Origin of the sequence: Yoonia vestfoldensis (assembly GCF_002158905.1) — a bacterium.
GTDB lineage: Bacteria > Pseudomonadota > Alphaproteobacteria > Rhodobacterales > Rhodobacteraceae > Yoonia > Yoonia vestfoldensis_B.
The window spans coordinates 3,077,834-3,093,517 of sequence record NZ_CP021431.1 but is presented as its reverse complement, the minus strand read 5'-3'; the positions used below and the strand labels follow the sequence as shown (position 1 = coordinate 3,093,517).

The following is a 15,684-nucleotide window of genomic DNA, read 5'->3' as shown; positions in this document are numbered from 1 at the left end:
CAGAACATGAGCACGCGTGCACAGATCGCCATCCAGACGGGGCCCAAAACATGGGCTCATGTTTACTGCCACTTCGACGGCTACCCCTCTCACATGCTGCCAGCGCTGGCGCGCTGGACGCCCGAGGACATTCTGGCCGCCCGCGAAATCCGCCACGTCAGTACCGACGCGCTCGATTGCTTTGCTCCTGCTCGCGCGCCTGTAATCCATCCCGAACCGCGCTGCGACTTTTGCTACACTTATGTGTGGGAGCAAGGCTGCTGGGTTGAGTGGAGGGTTGGCCGATGACCGCGCCAGCCATTCTGCCCAGTCGCAACGAGGATTATGGATTCTTCCGCGCCATGACTGTTTTCCCGCTGCGCGACCGCCGCAGCGCCGAGGTCTGGGCGCTGGCATCATGCATGATCGCCGAGGCCATCTGCGCCGCCAGCGAGGACGAAATGATCGGCATTCGTTACTTTCTGGATAGCCGCATGGGTCGCCATTTTGCCGATGATGTCGTCGGCAACATGACGGGCGGCAACATTGGTCTTGAGCCCGCCATCAAGTCAGCGATCCGCCGCTGGCAGGACTGGCATATCAGCCGCCAGACCGAGCGTGAGGAGGGGATACCCGCAGGGCTGCCCTACCTGACAGGCTGGGTGCAGCACTTCGCCGTCGCCGCCGCTATGGCCGAGCCTGACTGAACGCAAAACTAAATTCCCCCAATCCTGACAGGAGGCCCAGATGCCCAAACTCACCGATACCCAGACCCTTATCCTCAGTCGCGCAGCAAACCGCCCTGACAATCTGGCGATGCCCTTGCCGGAAGGGTTGCACGGCGCTGCCGCAAAGATGTCCGTGTCCACCATGATCGCGCAGGGCTGGCTCGAAGAAGTCGATGCCGACATGCGCAATGGCGAGCCGCTCTGGCGCGAAACCGGCGATGGTCATGCCACCACGCTGGTGGTGACCGACGCAGGGATGCTGGCGGTCGGGATTGAGCCAGTGGTTGTTAAAACAATGGCAGCAGTCCGCAATCGCGCTGCTGAAAAGGCAAGTTCCAAGATTCCGACACTGACGCCGACGCCGCGTAGCGGCACCAAGCAGGCAGAAGTCATTGCGCTTTTGCAGCGCCCTGAAGGGGCGAGCATCGGCGAGATCGTCGAAAGGACGGGCTGGGCGCCGCACAGCGCCAGAGGCATGATCTCGGGTGTCTTGAGCAAGAAGTTTGGCTTAGCTGTTACTTCCGCAAAGCAGGCTGACCGAGGACGGGTATACCGGATCGATCAGCAATCAATCTGATCCTGCGTGACAGTGGGTTAGTCCAGCAGGCGATAGTGCACTTCAGTTGGTTTACACGCCGCACCGTTAATCGGGATCAAATCTTGTGGACAGGCGGACATGACCACGATGCAATCGATCATGGCACGCAAGATCACATGATCTCCTGGCTTGCTGAGTGGCTCTCCCCATGTGATTTTGCCATCAGGGCCGACGGGAATGTTCATCCATAAGTTCAACGGTGCTGGGCAATCAGTTGCCCGTCGATCAATCTGCGCAAGTGCTGCGTGCAGATTATCGGTGCAATTGTTATGGTACTGCGTGCAGCCCAGTGCGGCATAGCGGTGGACATCACAAGCCGCGATCACCGTGTCATGCCGGCCTGGTGATGTATCTTCCTCCATGATCAAAATAGGCCGCCGACGGTTGGTCGTCAGCCCGTCGAACTTTGCGGGGAAGATACCCTGAAGCGTAGCATGCAGATGTTCCATCGACATGAACTCGGACATGTCATGGGCATTAAAGCACCACGTATCGACAACCTGTTGGCCATGGGTGTTGATGATCTGGATCGCTTGCCCTTTTGACAAATGCACTGCACGGCCATGGCAGGCTGGAACAACATGAAGGTCAGACATCATCTTCCGCTTTCTTTGCACTTTGCTGCTGGAGGTCAGTCAACTGGTCATCGCGCGCAGTATCTTTTTGAAGCTTCATTGACCAAGACAAATTGGTCAAGGCGCATCAGCGTTTGCGGTGGTCTGCCAGCAGCCATGGCTGCGACAGTTTTGGCGGCAATTCTGCAATGTAGAATATTGCAACTCATGTCACTGGCCGAAACGTAAAGACGCCATCACGCTGCCAGCCGCTTTGCCTTGAGGGCGCCGAAGCTCTCGCCGGTCTCCGCCAGTAAGGCTTCCTTACCAGTGAACGACTGCCAGCGCTCGATGGCCACATCAACATAGGCCGGGTTCAACTCGACCCCGAAGCACACGCGCTCGGTGGTCTCCGCCGCGATCAGCGTCGTGCCGGATCCCATAAAGGGCTCATAGACCGCTTGGCCGGGGCTTGAGTTGTTCAGGATCGGTCGGCGCATGCATTCAACCGGTTTCTGCGTGCCGTGGACGGTCTCTGCGTCCTGATCCTTGTTTGCAATTTGCCAGAGCGTGGTCTGCTTCCGGTCGCCCGCCCAATGGCCTTTGCCCTTGGCGCGCACCGCATACCAGCAGGGCTCGTGCTGCCAGTGGTAGTCACCGCGGCTCAGCACCAACCGGTCCTTTGCCCAGATAATTTGCGAGCGGATATTGAAGCCAGTCACCGTGAGGCTTTCCGCCACGGTCGCAGCATGCAGCGCGCCGTGCCAGATATAGGCAACGTCACCAGGGAACAGTGACCAAGCCTCGCGCCAGTCAGCGCGGTCGTCGTTCAGTACCTTGCCGGTGCGTTTGGTTGCTGCAGCGCCTGCTTTATTACGCCACCCGGGATCGTATTCCACGCCGTAAGGCGGGTCAGTGACCATCAGCTGTGGCTTCACATCGCCAAGAAGCCGTCCGACCACATCGGCAGAGGTACTGTCGCCGCAAATCAAACGGTGTGCGCCCAGATGCCAGACATCGCCCGGAACCGACACCGGCGTCACCGGCAGCTCTGGAACATCATCCTCACCCTCGACTGGGCCATCAGCGCCCAGCGCATCGGGGTCCCGCAGCAGCGCTTCCAGATCATCGTCGCTCATGCCCAGCAGCGTCAGGTCAAAATCCTCAGCCAGCAGCCCCGCGATCTCGTCGCGGAGCATGGCTTCATCCCATTCGCCCATCTCAGTCAGTTTATTGTCGGCGATGCGGTAGGCCCGACGCTCGGCCTCGTCCAGATGACCCAGCCGGATTACTGGAACCTCGGTCAGTCCCAGCATCGTTGCGGCCAGTACCCGACCATGACCCGCGATCAACTCGCCATCATCAGCCACCATGCAGGGCACGGTCCAGCCAAACTTGGCCATGCTTGCCGCGATCTTCGCCACCTGGTCGTTGGTGTGCATCTTGGCATTGCGGACGTAAGGGTGCAGCCGGGCAATCGGCCAGCTTTCAATCTGGCTCGGTGCAAAGACGAGGTCCATAATGCAGGTCTCATATCTAGGATAAGGCGGACATGCGCATGGGCGCGGGCGGGATGGCCAGCGTCAGGATCGGGGTCCGGGATGTGGGGGAATTTAACGCACCCGCGAGATCTTTCCTCTGGGTGCAAATCTCCGATGATCAAGGGGTACGTCAAGGGGGCTAGAAATGTCAAACCCTTTTTACGTGTTGAATTAACATGTTCTGCTGATACCAAAAAGCATCGCCGTCAGGATGGCTGTCCAAGCTGGCTAAACTGGCTGGATTTTGGCTTGGGTGGATTCTTGACTAAAATACTAAAATCCACCTATCGGCCAACGCTTGCGCGCGCCAACTCTTTGATAATGAGACAGTTTTATCTTCAGCTCAGCCAGGGTGGTTTGCCTAGTGAAAAATTCACGCGCTAAGCCCACAGATTCGGATAAAGCCAAGGAGGAACCATGCAGGAGGATGGTCTTGGGCAGGCGCGTTATTTGTGATGCGCAATCCACCAAATGTGGTGAACTTCACCTGATTGACGCCAAGATTGACCGCATCATCACTATCGTCGGGGACGAATTTGAGCATCTCTTCCGGATCTTCTGGCGCCAGTTTGGCAACGTAAAGACCTGTAACAGGGGCTTTGCAAAAAACATGTTTAGCTTTTTATGCTGTTGGCGCTCTGCAAACTGCTCCTGAAACGACGGAGGCTTATGGTATGTGCACAAGACTGCCCGAAACCCACGAAAGGGCCTCGCGAGTGGTTCGGAGAGCACGATAACAGCTGCTGGGCCACCGAACTTTGGCGGTCGGAAGATCCGGTGATACTCTCGTGGCATCTGAAGCCGCTGATCTGATGTTCGTTGAATTGGCAATGTAGGCCAATGAAGGCATCGCGTGATCGCTGCGGCTAGGTTGCCGTTGTTTAACCATGATGCAAAGGCAACATCGGCTGGGGTTCGAGAATGCCCGTCGCAAGTTGCGCTAGGGATATGTAGGGGAATTGGGAATGCCCGGACTTATTGAGTCGCAAATGCAAATAAAATCAATCATCCTCAGTAGGGATGGTATATACACCAATGAGGAGATAACTGCCATTTATACGGCGGGCCAGAAGGAAATATACCCAAGAATTGACCTTGCGTCCATTGCGGCCGAAGTCTATGCGGATACATTTACACACCGGGATAAATTTATCCATCCCGAGGATGAAGTTGCCCGGCTCCAGGACAAATTGATCATTGGTAGATTGTTTAATACAGTGACAGCCCCGCGCCCCAATTCGAGCCCGAGCCCCAAGAATTACGGCACGGAAAAAAAGAAGCTCCATGCGATACAAGACAATCAGGGCGTTGTACAAAAGCTAAAGATCTGGTCCCAATGTATCAATGATTGCTGGATATTCGGCGGTATCTGTAGTTACAGAAAGTTTGAGCTTTGTTCCTCGATCGAGGCGTCTATGACACCCGGCCATGCAGGGATAAAACAGACGGTGACATCAACTGAAATCGCGGCGCTCAAGGTAAGCGGATATTCCCGGTCTATTCAAGGTGGGAAGATAATGTTCACACCGCCGACGCCTGGCGGTTTCGCGCTTTTGTCTTTTGAGGATTTTGTGCGCAAGCGAAAAGGCGTCAGTCAGGATGACATCTGGGTTTATTTGCGTGGGCAATACGGCTCTTGATGGCAAGTGGATAAACCGTCTGAGCAACATTACCGGTGAATGCATGACAAAGGGGTATTAGCGACATTCGTGTTCTCTACAGAAACATCATTTGAAACGCAGCTCCCCCCGCAGCCGGTATCCAAAACCACGCCGCGCTTCGATGGCGTAATCGGGGGCGCCGCCTGCGCGCAGTTTTTTGCGCAGCCGCGTGATCCGCACCTCAAGGGCTTTCGTCACGTCACGATCAAGGTTCATTCCCATGACCTCGGCCACTTCCCAGCGTTCAAGGCCTCGCTCGCCAGCGATGGACAGCTGGTAGAGCAGGTTAAACTCTGGTTCGGATAATCGAATGTTCGCACCCTCCTGATCAATCTCGCGTCGGTCTTTGTCGATTACCAGAACGCTAGCGTCGTCTGGCGTGCGCGCGTTGCGCGCTTCAAGACGGCGCAGGGCAGCAATGAGGATATTGGGATCAACAGGTTTGGTCAGATAGACATCGGCGCCCGCCTCGTAACCCTGTGTGATGTCGATTGATCGATCACGTGCGGACAAGACAACTATGCCCACGTCATTCGATATGCTGCGCAGATTGCGGATCAAGTCGTAGCCATTGGTTTCGGGAAGGTTAAGGTCAACGATATAGACGTTAGGAAGTCCCGACAGCTCTGCCAATTCCTCGGCGGATGCTGCTTGCATGACCTCGTATCCCTTGGAGTTTAGGAAACGGCTGGTCAGCTGGCGCAGGTCGTCATTATCCTCAACGAGTGTGATCGTTGTCATGGCTCAAGCCCTTGAAGGTTGCTTTCCCAATATTTCATGGACGCGGTCTGCAAGGTTTCATTTGCTTACATAAATTTTGGTAGCCCGTGCAAATCTCAAGACAAGGATCACGCGCTCTGCCACGATTTCGGCATGCACCGTAACCGCCATCCGGCTGCAGAGCTGCGCGACGATGTAAAGCCCAAGACCGGTGCCCGATTGCGCCGCAGCGCCGCTGTGACGGTAATATTTGTCGAACATGCGATTGGGGTCTGGCATGGTGTTGGATCGGCAGAGGTTAGCAAGCCTCAGTTCGGTCTGGGTTTCGTCCTGCGTGATCTCGGCTGTGATCGGCGTACCCGGGCGGTGATATTTCTGCGCATTATAGAGCAGGTTTTGCAGCACGATCTGCAACAGGTTTGGGTCGGCATCGACCTGCGCGGCAGGGCATGATGCGATGTCGACACTGGCGCGCGTATCATCGGATGCGTTTCGCAGCGCTTGGGTCAGATTGATCGGTGCCATTTCGACCGTCAATTGGCCATTCTCGATTTCGTCAACCCGGTCGCATTGCTGCAGAATATGCTTGATCGTTCCGGCCGCTTTGCCAACCAGTTGTTCGTTCATCTCGCCGATGGTTTGGGCCATTTGCAGCATGGCCAGAGGGGTCTTTACCTCATGGGTCAGCATAGCCAATAGATCGCTGATTTCACGCCGCTTTGCGATCTCGATCTCGGCTGTCGCCTGCAGCGCATTGCGCTGTTCCGCCAACATGCGCTGTTCATGGACGACCCTGCGCTGACGCTGAAACAACAGGTAGGTGACATAAGCGCCCGGCAGGATAGAGTAATTGATCAAAGCCAGTTCTTGCAGCGCGCGGAAATGCGCGCTTTCCATCTGATCGGCCAATATTAGCACCAAAAGCGGAAGCGCTTGCAGGATGAAATACAGGCCGACCGCGGTCCGGGAAATTCGGAAAGACCCTGATTGTGCGTGCTGAGCGGCAATTGCTGCGCCAGTGCCGAGGAAGAGCGTTACCAGTGCAGACAAATTGTTGAGCTGTAGAGCGAGTGCTACGGAACCGCCGGCAAATGCTGCGGATTTCGCAAGTGAGAACGCAACCACTGTTGCCAGAAAAAGGCGTTGCCACCACCGGCCGCGCAATTCTCGCAACAGGACGTAATCGAAAATCTGAGCAAAGCTGATGTAGCAGAGTGCGCTGAGGTTGTGAGCAACATCCTGAGGCGCGAGGGTTTCGCCTGATGTCAGGACGCGCCAGGTGCCGGAATGGACGAACAACACCATAAGATAACAAGTCAGCCTGAGGACGTAGCTGCCCAAAAGCACCGAAGGATGCAGGAATGCTGCACTTAAAGCCCATAGCAGGTAAAAGAGTGTGGCTGAAAGCGCAACGGTAAACACGATGCTAAGAATATGTTCGAGACGCAGTATTTCGTTCAGGCGCATAACTCCGAACGAGGGTTGCATCAGATTGTGGGAGTCAAGCCGCACAAGAAGGCTGCCGCCAGATAAATCTCTAGAAAGTGGCACCGTATAGCCGTTACGAAGAAACGTGGCGGGTGAGGCAACGGAATCGCCACCCATAAAAAACGGTGTTTGCGGGCGCTGGCTGTCATACACGGCGATCCGGTCCAGATGATTAGGCCGAATGGTCAAGAAGATGGGTTCTTGGTCCGGCGCTGCGTCAAGGTCCAGTTTTACCCATATTGCGCCATCGACGAACCCAAGGCTCTGGCCATCGCGCAGCGGTGTAAACGCCGTATCATCCAGTTGCGCCACCTCCGCGGCGGTTTGCTCACCGGTGACATAGCCGATCACCTGCATATCGGCCCAAGCCATGGATGCGGTGGCCAGCAGATAACACACAAGAAGGGCGAGCGCGGGGGATCGTGTCATTGTAAACGCGGTTTCCTCCCTTTGCTCTGTTGCTATCCTCTATGAGCATCCAAGGGGGCAAACATTTGCCAGCTCTCGGTGTAGCGCAAGTGTATCTAAAGTTGCCTGAAAGCTATCATTGGATGGCGTAACCAAATGTAACTCTTAAGAATTTTTATTTGGTATCCGCAACTGCTGTCGGGTGCGCCGCGAAAGCCTGCGGTGTCTGACTGATGAAAAAAGACAGCATGTTTGGAGTAATAGATGCGCGGCTCGGCCTTTTCGGAAATCTATAGCAAGGTCATTCCGGCGGTCTGTGTCGTGGTTGCTGCCATGCTTGCGATGCAGGGCGGGCTTAGCGTCATCAAGTTCAAATCCATGGCTGCACAGGCCACTGCCTCGCAGATGCAGGTGGTCGGTTCCACCATCGAGTCCAGCCTGCTGCGGTGGGAACAATTGGGCCTTGGTATCGCCGAAATGGAGCGGCTGCCGGAATTGATCATGCGGGAGGCCACGCAATCAGCGGTGATTGATCGCATTGCGATCCTCAATCCGGTCGGCAATGTGGTGCAGGCCACAGCCGAGCTGGCCATTCTGGATGCCGATCGCGCAGCGATATTGCGCAGAATCCTGTCCGCCAACGAGGCCGAAACCGTCATCGAGCGCAGAGGCTGGATCTATTCTGGCCGGATGATCACCGGATCAACCGGAGACATCATTGGTGCCGTCGTCATGGTGGCACCGACAAGTCTTTTCATGCCCAGGCTGGTGTCGCTTGGTCAAAATATCGGTTGGACATATTTGATGATCGCGCTGTCAGTGCCTGCCTTGGTCTTGCCGGTTGTGATGTATCAATTCCGCGGTTTCGCCTCGCTCTATCTGGTGTTGCGCGATATGCGCGCAGGCCATGTTCCGGCGCAATCAGCCGTGCATCCAGACATGGCAGGGTTGGTCGCAAAACTGCAGGCCGGGCATGCGGTCGACCAGGATGTGCGCGCCAAGGTTGATGTCCTTGCCAAAGACGTGCTGAAAGATGGCGCGGCATGACCGGAAATAGCAAATCATCGGGGCTAGAGGCGTATTTCTCCGGCCGGCTGTATCTGGCAACAGCGGCTGCCATGCTTTTGGCCGCAGCGCTAAGTATCATTTACACGGCGACCGAATTCAAAAGCCACCTGCGCCCATTGCTGGCCGCAAAGGCCGAAACCATCGTGCAAAAGATCGGTGGTGATATTGAATATGCTCTTGAAGTGGGGGTGCCATTCAATGAGCTGCGCGGCGTCGACGCCCTTCTAGAGGCATTGGACCGCCAGCATCCAGAGGTCGGGGATTTGCAGGTTGCCGCAGGCCCGCCACCGGTTGCTGACCGCGTCGCAGAGGCTGGCGACCCAGAGCAATCTTTTGTTGCGCGCGCTGCGGATATGGTTGACGTGCTGACGGGTGTCGCTGGCGACAGCGCCCCCTTTTTTCGTGAAATACGCGGTGCTGACGGTGCTGTCGTGGGCCATGCCATGGCGCGGATCGACGAGGCCTTTGTTCTTGAGCAGATGCAAGAACTCTTTTTCGACTCGCTTGTCATATTGGTCGCGGTCGCGCTGATCGCGCTCGAGGTGGTTGTTGTCATTTCCGCATCGCTGACCACGCGGCCGTTGCAACGGTTGGACCAAGCCGTTTCAACCCGCGCAAGTGGTGATCTGGGGCAATATCAGCTTGTGCGCGGCACTGGCGAAGTGGCCCGGTTCATCGCATTCCTGAACAGCGCCAATGCCGAATTGCGCGACCGCGTGCGCAGCCTTGTGGCGCAGGCTTCTGAAACGGTACGCGCCAAGCTGCGCGAATTGCAGGCCTTTCACGCCCTAGAACGCACGGCCCCCCGGCGCGAGGGGACGATCATTGATGCCCGTCTGCCTTTGTTCGTTTTCTCTGTGGCGGAAGAGCTGCAAAAATCCTTCCTGCCGCTTTTTGTCAGCGAATATCACCGCGCCACCGATCTGTTTGCACGCGATATCATGGTCGGCCTGCCGATTTCTTGTTTCATGTTCGTGATCGCTTTCATCACGCCCTTTGCTGGCAAATTGGTAGACCGCTTTGGCAGTCGCCGGTTGTTCATGGCTGGGCTGGTGCCGGCAATCGGCGGATATGTCATGTGCTATGTCGCCAATAGCGGGAATGATATCGTGATCGCGCGCAGTGTCACGGCGGTTGGTTATGCCATCATCGTCATCAGCAGCCAGAGCTACATCGCGGCGGTTTTGACCAAAGAGAACCGCGCCCGTGGCATGGCGATCTTTGTTGGCGTTCTGATGGCCGGAACCATGTGCGGCACCGCCATTGGTGCGATCCTTGCCGATTGGCTGGGATACAAGCCTGTCTTTCTGGTCTCGATCCTGCTGGCGCTTGTGGCTGGGATGCTGGGCTATGCGATGCTGGGCGCTGATGTCGACGCGCCGGCGGCACAGGGGGCTGACAAGAAATCCGGCGGCATTGGGTCGCTGATGCGCAATTCCAACTTTGTGATGATCGTGCTGTTTTGTGCGATTCCGGCAAAGATCATTCTGACGGGTTTTCTGTATCTTTTCGTGCCGATTTACCTGGCCGGTCTTGAGGCTTCGCAATCCGAGATCGGCCGCATCATGATGGTCTATTCATTGATCATCATCCCGATCAGCCCGCTGGCCGCGCGGTTTGCAGACCGGCTGGGAAACAGCCAATGGGTCGTGATTTGCGCGACTATCCTATCAGGTATCGTGCTGATCGGCCTGTATCAGAGTGAATCGGTCGCGCGGGTTCTGCTGGTGGTGCTGGCCCTGGGGATTGTCCATGCGTTCATCAAGGCCCCGTTGATTGTCGCGGCGATGGATGCCGCCGAGAAAAGCGCGGATGTTACCCGCACCAGCGCGCTCAGCGTCCTGCGCACCTCAGAGCGTATCGGATCCGTGGTTGGTCCCGTGTTGGTGGCGGCAATGATGGTCGTCTTTACCCATGAAATGACGGCGGTTTTGCTGGGATTTGCAATCGCCCTGGTCGGCCTTGTGAACGCGGCAATCGTTCTGTCCACGCGCAACCAGATTTTGCCGGGGGCCAAGCTTGATGCATAGGGTGTTGTGCGGATACGTCGCGATTATTGCTCTGGGCGTGATGCTTGGCGCGCCGGTGGTTCAGGCGCAAGGCAAGTCACGCATTGACATGGTCGTCTGGCGTGGCTGCGAGGAAGCCTGCCAGGCATTCCGCAGTTTCTTTGAAGAACGTAGCCTGCCTGTGGACATTCGGGTGATCGATGTTGATCGCGATCAGACCAAGCTGCCAGAGGTGCGTGACGACATCATCGCTTCGCGCCCCGACATGGTGGTGACCTGGGGCACCAGCGTCAGTGTCGGGCTATTGGGCACGCGTGAAGCATATGGCGCAAGAACGGCATTGGGCGATATTCCCGCGCTTTTCATGATCGTGGCTGATCCGGTCCGTTCGGATCTGGTCGAAAGCTATGCCAGCTCTGGCCGACCAATGGTGACCGGGGTCCAAAACCGCGTGCCGGAAACGACCCAGATCCAATTGATCAAAACCTATATGGATTTGGCGCATGTTGGCGTGATCAATGATCCGCATGAACATAATAGCCAGCTGAACACGGAAACGCTGCGCGCGCTGGGTCACGAGAATAATTTCAAGGTGACCGCCTTGGCATATGACCTGATGCCCGACGGCACGCCAGACCTGCGTCAGATCCCGATGCTGATGGACAGGCTGAAAGGCGCTGGCGTTCAGGCCGTCTATGTTGGTTCCAGCTCGACCAACCTGGAACAGCGCCACGCGTTCACCGCCGCTGCAGTCGCCAGGGGGCTGCCAGTTTTCACCGCCTATGCGCAGATGGTTCAGGACAGCCAAGCGCTGATGGCGGTTGCGAATGCCTATGCCAATGTCGGCAGGCTTGCGGCGGCACAAGCATTGAAGGTGCTAGACCAAGGCCAGACACCAGGTGATCTGCCGATCGCCTCGCTTGACCGGTTTTCTGTCTTTTTGAACATGGGGGTGGCCGCTGATCTTGGCCTCTATCCGCCCCTCGACCTGATCAATATCGCCGAGATTATCGGCAGGCAGGAGGGGCCATGACTGTCGCACCAATCGCAGCCCTGCTGGCCCCGATTTCTGAGGATGCCCCTTTCGGGACCTATCTGAAAGCGGATCGCGCCCTGTATCGGGCGCTGCGCAATCGCTTTAACGCGGCCCAGACAGCCTATCGCGCGCTGTCGGAAACGGTTGAAAGCCTTGCTGACCGCGAGCTGCAGATGCAAAACCGCGAGGCATGGCAAGCGCTCTCAGACGAGGCGCAGACGGTTCTGACCGCTCAAAGCCGCGACCTGGAACTGTTGTGTTGGTACATCGCAGCCCAGATTCACCTAGAGACGCCGCTGACACGTTTGCTGGCCGCGGTGCTGACCGTGACCGAGCTTGTCGAGACCAGCTGGGACCAGCTTCAGCCTATTCCGCCTGCGGACAAGCTGAAGGCCGCGGATGAAAGCGGTCAAGCTAAGGAAATCGACGCGCTCAGGCTGCGCAGTTTCGTCCAGCTGGTCGGCGAGGTCCCGGGCAGCGGTCTGCTGCATTTGCCGTTGACCAACCTGGTCCTGGTCGGGCGCACAACGCTTGGCAATTTCCTCGCGGCAGAACGTGATGGTGCAATCGCCGCGTTGAAGGCAGAGGTTGCCGCCGAGATCGCGGATGAAAGCGCGATCCTGCGTGATCGCGTCTTACAGCTTGGCGACCTGCAGAGCGCGCTTGATCGGCTGGATATCGCGTTGCGTGCGGCGGCTGCCCGGTCGGGTGAACCGCCGGTTCAGGTGGCACGCCTGGCCAAGCAGGTGGCCGATCTGCTGCGCGCGCTACTCGTTTTGACCGAGGGAACTGCATTTGTCTGGCCGATTGTCGAGACGGACCAGCCCAAGGCCGATGACGCCGATGATCTCGCCCCGGCCGAGGCCGCCTTGGGGCATGGTGCCGCGCGCCAGATGACCGGCGCTGATGCCAGCCTCAGCCGCGAAACCGCTTTGTCCAACCTTGAAGCACTGATCGCGCATTTCCGGATCACAGAGCCGCATTCACCGGTTCACACGCTTTTGGCGCGCGCCCTGCGCTGGGCGCGGATGCCGTTGCCCGATGTCATGAGCGAGGTTCTTGGTGCCGACAGCGAAGCGATGGCGCGTCTGTCGATGATGGCCGGACTTGAAAGCGCCGGTGAACGGCTTGCGCGGCCGGTAACCATGGTTGCGCCCGTTGCGGTTTCAGTGACGCCGCCGGAACGCGCAGAGACGGGCATTCAAACACCTGATGACGCGCCACAGCAGGATGTGGCGCAGGAGTCCAGCCCGCCCCCCGAGGGCAAGATAACGAGTTTCGAATGGTAGTTCGTTCCGCATCGGCATGCCGGTCGGACAACGCAGCGACAGTCAAATGAGGATGACATGGCAATTTATATGAAGATCGACAAACTTGATGAAATCAAAGGGTCTGCGACCCTGAAAGAAGTCGGAAAGAAAAAGGGGCTGATCCCCGTTTCGTCAATCAATTGGGCAACATCGCGGCCGGTCTCGGTGCAGGTCGGCGCAGCTTCGGGTGCCGAGACCGGCCAGGTCTCGCTGTCGGATGTGTCTGTCAGCCGATCAGCCGACGGGGCATCGCCGTTCATCGAAACCTTCTTCTTTGCCCCCACCGGTGACGGCAAAACGGTTGAGTTTTTGATCACCAAGGCGGATCGTGACGGCGCGGGCGAAGTGCCATCGATGATCCTGACCCTCGAAGAGGCGCGCCCGAATTCCTATTCGATCAGCTGCGAACAGGCGACGGCGCAGGAAAACTTCACCATCGCCTACACTGCATTTTCGATCACGCATTACACCGAGGATGAAGGCGGCAAGATCGAGAAGGGCGACACGATCAAATTCGACCTGAAGACCGCGCAACTGGTCTCGAAGGCCAAATTGCCATGATTAACCGGATTGCACGGCACTTGAAAAAGGAAACTTACAAATGGCTTTGAACGCACAACACAAGCGGGTTCGAAAGAACCGCGTCAGCATTACCTATGATGTCGAGACGAATGGCGCCTCTGAGAAAAAGGAATTGCCTTTCGTCATCGGCATGATTGGCAATTATTCGGCCGACCGGCAGGATCGGGAACCGCTAGAAGAGCGCACCTTCTATCAGGTGGACAAAGATAACTTTGGGCAGGTCATGTCACGCGTCGCACCGCGCCTGACATACAAGGTGCCGAACCGGCTTCAGGATGATGGCTCGGAATTCGAGGTTGATCTGGAATTCCGCTCGATGAAGGATTTTGAACCCGATGCGATCGTCGCGAAAGTAGAGCCACTCAGGCAGTTGGCCAAGAAGCGCGAACAGCTGATGACGCTTTTGGCCAAAGCGGATCGTTCACGCGATTTAGAGAAGCTTTTGAAGGACATCCTGCAGGACGAAGACGCCATCAAGGCGCTTGGTGACGAACTGGGTGTTCAGTCTGACAAGGAGGGCGAATGATGTCCGATATGGAAATACAAGGCGCCAATGGCGCGACGGCCACAGAGCAGAGCCTGCTGGACCAGGCGCTTGCCGCAACCGCGACGACCCCACAAGATACAACACGCGAATTACTGTCTGTTCTGGTCTCCGAGGCCATGCAAGGCACGATGACCTGGGACAAAAACGTCGGCGAAACCATCCATAAAGCGGTCGCCCAAATCGACGTGCTGATGTCCAGACAGATGTCAGCTGTTATTCAGGACGCCAAGTTCCGCAGCCTTGAAGGGTCCTGGCGTGGATTGCAAAAGGTCGTGAAGGAAAGCGAGCTTGGCGCTGGCCAGAAAATCAGGCTGGTGGATTTCAGCAAAACAGAACTGCTGGAACAATTCGAGGATGCGCCGGCTGTCGACCGCAGCCCGCTGTTCGATGCGTTGTATCAAAACGAGTTCGGGACGGCAGGTGGTGAACCTTATGGTCTGCTGATCGGGGATTACTATTTTGGCTATGGCGACGAAGATGTCGCGCTGCTGACCTATATGGGCGAAACTGCGGCGGCCTGCCATGCGCCTTTGGTTGCGGCGGCTGGTCCTGAAATGTTCGACTATAAAAGTTTCGAGTCCTTTGCCGAGGGACGCCCCGTGGCGGCCGGTTTCGACAGCCCGCAATATGCGGCCTGGAATGCGTTCCGCGACACCGACGAGGCCCGCTATGTCACGCTGACGCTGCCCAGCACGCTGGCGCGTCTGCCTTATGGCGCGAATGGCCTCAAGGCGGAGAGCTTCAATTTCGCAGAGCTTGATACCGATGCCGAAGGCAATCAGCGGCCAAAGGCGAATGCACAGCTGGTCTGGTCAAACGCGGCCTATGAGATGGCGTTGAAGATGAACCAGGCCTTCACGGCCTTCGGCTGGTGCACCGCGATCCGTGGGCTGGAAAACGGCGGCAAGGTCGAGAACCTGCCAAACCTTGTGTACAAGTCGGACGCCGGCGACATCCAACAGCATTGCCCGATCGAGGTAAATCTGACCGATGAGCGCGAGAAAGAGCTCAGCGACTTGGGTTTCCTACCGCTGGTGCATTACAAAAACACCAACTTTGGTGTGTTCATCGGCAGTCAGACGGCCCAACGGCCCAAGGCCTATACCGATGCTTCGGCAACAGAAAATGCCGCGATTTCGGCGCGTCTGCCCTATATCATGGCGTCCAGCCGGATCGCCCATTTCCTGAAGGTGATGGGCCGCGACCAGCTGGGTTCCAACCTCGAAGCGACTGATATCCAGCGTAATCTGCAAGCTTGGATCGACCAGTATACGAATTCTGGTGCCGTCGGGAATGAAGAGCGGTCACGCACCCCGCTGGCCGAAAGCCGGATTCAAGTGGTCGAACAGCCGGGCCGTCCCGGATCGTATTCGGCGGTGGCGCATCTGCGCCCCTGGTTGCAGCTCGAAGAGCTGACCACCTCGGTTCGGATGGTCACGAAGATACCGGGGTGAT

17 protein-coding genes are annotated in these 15,684 nt (G+C 57.1%); 12 read left to right on the top strand and 5 right to left on the bottom strand.

The window, feature by feature from the left end:
• Positions 1–6 precede the first annotated feature (6 nt).
• From LOKVESSMR4R_RS15495 to LOKVESSMR4R_RS15485, 3 genes are read left to right on the top strand one after another with little or no spacing between them, the layout of a single operon-like run.
• Positions 7–288: a hypothetical protein gene (locus LOKVESSMR4R_RS15495; protein WP_087210335.1), complete on the top strand. Its 282-nt coding sequence runs from the start codon at positions 7–9 to the stop codon at positions 286–288.
• Positions 285–686: a hypothetical protein gene (locus LOKVESSMR4R_RS15490; RefSeq protein ID WP_204248686.1), complete on the top strand. Its 402-nt coding sequence runs from the start codon at positions 285–287 to the stop codon at positions 684–686. Before LOKVESSMR4R_RS15495 ends, LOKVESSMR4R_RS15490 begins: the two co-directional genes overlap by 4 nt.
• 40 nt (positions 687–726) lie before the next feature.
• Positions 727–1,284 carry a DUF3489 domain-containing protein gene (locus LOKVESSMR4R_RS15485; protein ID WP_087210329.1) on the top strand — a complete coding sequence of 186 codons (558 nt, stop codon included), beginning with the start codon at positions 727–729 and terminating at the stop codon, positions 1,282–1,284.
• Between the two features lie 17 nt (positions 1,285–1,301).
• On the opposite strand, the gene LOKVESSMR4R_RS15480 is transcribed toward LOKVESSMR4R_RS15485, so the two are convergent.
• A complete protein-coding gene (locus tag LOKVESSMR4R_RS15480) occupies positions 1,302–1,904 on the bottom strand; it encodes a DUF1989 domain-containing protein (protein WP_087210326.1) in 603 nt (200 codons plus the stop codon).
• A 212-nt stretch (positions 1,905–2,116) separates the two neighbouring features.
• Positions 2,117–3,379, bottom strand: a complete 1,263-nt coding sequence (locus tag LOKVESSMR4R_RS15475; protein ID WP_087210323.1) for a site-specific DNA-methyltransferase — start codon at positions 3,377–3,379, stop codon at positions 2,117–2,119.
• Positions 3,380–3,514: 135 nt separating this feature from the next.
• On the opposite strand from LOKVESSMR4R_RS15475, the gene LOKVESSMR4R_RS20270 reads away from it, so the two are divergent.
• On the top strand, positions 3,515–3,784 hold the full coding sequence (locus tag LOKVESSMR4R_RS20270; RefSeq protein WP_157898246.1) for a hypothetical protein: 270 nt from the start codon (positions 3,515–3,517) through the stop codon (positions 3,782–3,784).
• On the opposite strand, the gene LOKVESSMR4R_RS20265 is transcribed toward LOKVESSMR4R_RS20270, so the two are convergent.
• Complete coding sequence (locus LOKVESSMR4R_RS20265) at positions 3,774–3,944, bottom strand: hypothetical protein (protein ID WP_157898245.1); 171 nt, start codon at positions 3,942–3,944, stop codon at positions 3,774–3,776. The genes LOKVESSMR4R_RS20270 and LOKVESSMR4R_RS20265 overlap by 11 nt on opposite strands.
• Before the next feature lie 421 nt (positions 3,945–4,365).
• Here LOKVESSMR4R_RS20265 and LOKVESSMR4R_RS15465 point away from each other — a divergent pair, with 421 nt between their 5' ends.
• Positions 4,366–5,040: a hypothetical protein gene (locus LOKVESSMR4R_RS15465; RefSeq protein ID WP_087210316.1), complete on the top strand. Its 675-nt coding sequence runs from the start codon at positions 4,366–4,368 to the stop codon at positions 5,038–5,040.
• A gap of 87 nt (positions 5,041–5,127) precedes the next feature.
• On the opposite strand, the gene LOKVESSMR4R_RS15460 is transcribed toward LOKVESSMR4R_RS15465, so the two are convergent.
• Both LOKVESSMR4R_RS15460 and LOKVESSMR4R_RS15455 read right to left on the bottom strand, forming a co-directional pair.
• Positions 5,128–5,802: a response regulator transcription factor gene (locus LOKVESSMR4R_RS15460; RefSeq protein ID WP_087210314.1), complete on the bottom strand. Its 675-nt coding sequence runs from the start codon at positions 5,800–5,802 to the stop codon at positions 5,128–5,130.
• Between the two features lie 57 nt (positions 5,803–5,859).
• A complete protein-coding gene (locus LOKVESSMR4R_RS15455; protein ID WP_087210311.1) occupies positions 5,860–7,698 on the bottom strand; it encodes an ATP-binding protein in 1,839 nt (612 codons plus the stop codon).
• A gap of 243 nt (positions 7,699–7,941) precedes the next feature.
• Between LOKVESSMR4R_RS15455 and LOKVESSMR4R_RS15450 the strand changes: the two genes are divergently transcribed.
• Genes LOKVESSMR4R_RS15450 through tssC form a run of 7 tightly spaced genes read left to right on the top strand, consistent with a single transcriptional unit; the run spans position 7,942 to position 15,683 of the window.
• Positions 7,942–8,724: a hypothetical protein gene (locus tag LOKVESSMR4R_RS15450; protein ID WP_087210308.1), complete on the top strand. Its 783-nt coding sequence runs from the start codon at positions 7,942–7,944 to the stop codon at positions 8,722–8,724.
• Complete coding sequence (locus LOKVESSMR4R_RS15445) at positions 8,721–10,775, top strand: MFS transporter (protein WP_237331815.1); 2,055 nt, start codon at positions 8,721–8,723, stop codon at positions 10,773–10,775. The genes LOKVESSMR4R_RS15450 and LOKVESSMR4R_RS15445 overlap by 4 nt, the downstream gene beginning before the upstream one ends.
• Complete coding sequence (locus LOKVESSMR4R_RS15440) at positions 10,768–11,787, top strand: ABC transporter substrate-binding protein (RefSeq protein WP_087210305.1); 1,020 nt, start codon at positions 10,768–10,770, stop codon at positions 11,785–11,787. Before LOKVESSMR4R_RS15445 ends, LOKVESSMR4R_RS15440 begins: the two co-directional genes overlap by 8 nt.
• Positions 11,784–13,079, top strand: coding sequence for an ImpA family type VI secretion system protein (locus tag LOKVESSMR4R_RS15435; RefSeq protein ID WP_087210301.1), 1,296 nt, complete (start codon positions 11,784–11,786; stop codon positions 13,077–13,079). Before LOKVESSMR4R_RS15440 ends, LOKVESSMR4R_RS15435 begins: the two co-directional genes overlap by 4 nt.
• Positions 13,080–13,136: 57 nt before the next feature.
• Positions 13,137–13,661 carry a type VI secretion system tube protein Hcp gene (locus tag LOKVESSMR4R_RS15430; RefSeq protein ID WP_087210298.1) on the top strand — a complete coding sequence of 175 codons (525 nt, stop codon included), beginning with the start codon at positions 13,137–13,139 and terminating at the stop codon, positions 13,659–13,661.
• Between the two features lie 40 nt (positions 13,662–13,701).
• On the top strand, positions 13,702–14,208 hold the full coding sequence (gene tssB / locus LOKVESSMR4R_RS15425) for a type VI secretion system contractile sheath small subunit (RefSeq protein WP_087210296.1): 507 nt from the start codon (positions 13,702–13,704) through the stop codon (positions 14,206–14,208).
• Positions 14,205–15,683, top strand: coding sequence for a type VI secretion system contractile sheath large subunit (tssC, locus tag LOKVESSMR4R_RS15420; RefSeq protein WP_087210293.1), 1,479 nt, complete (start codon positions 14,205–14,207; stop codon positions 15,681–15,683). Before tssB ends, tssC begins: the two co-directional genes overlap by 4 nt.
• Position 15,684 lies beyond the last annotated feature (1 nt).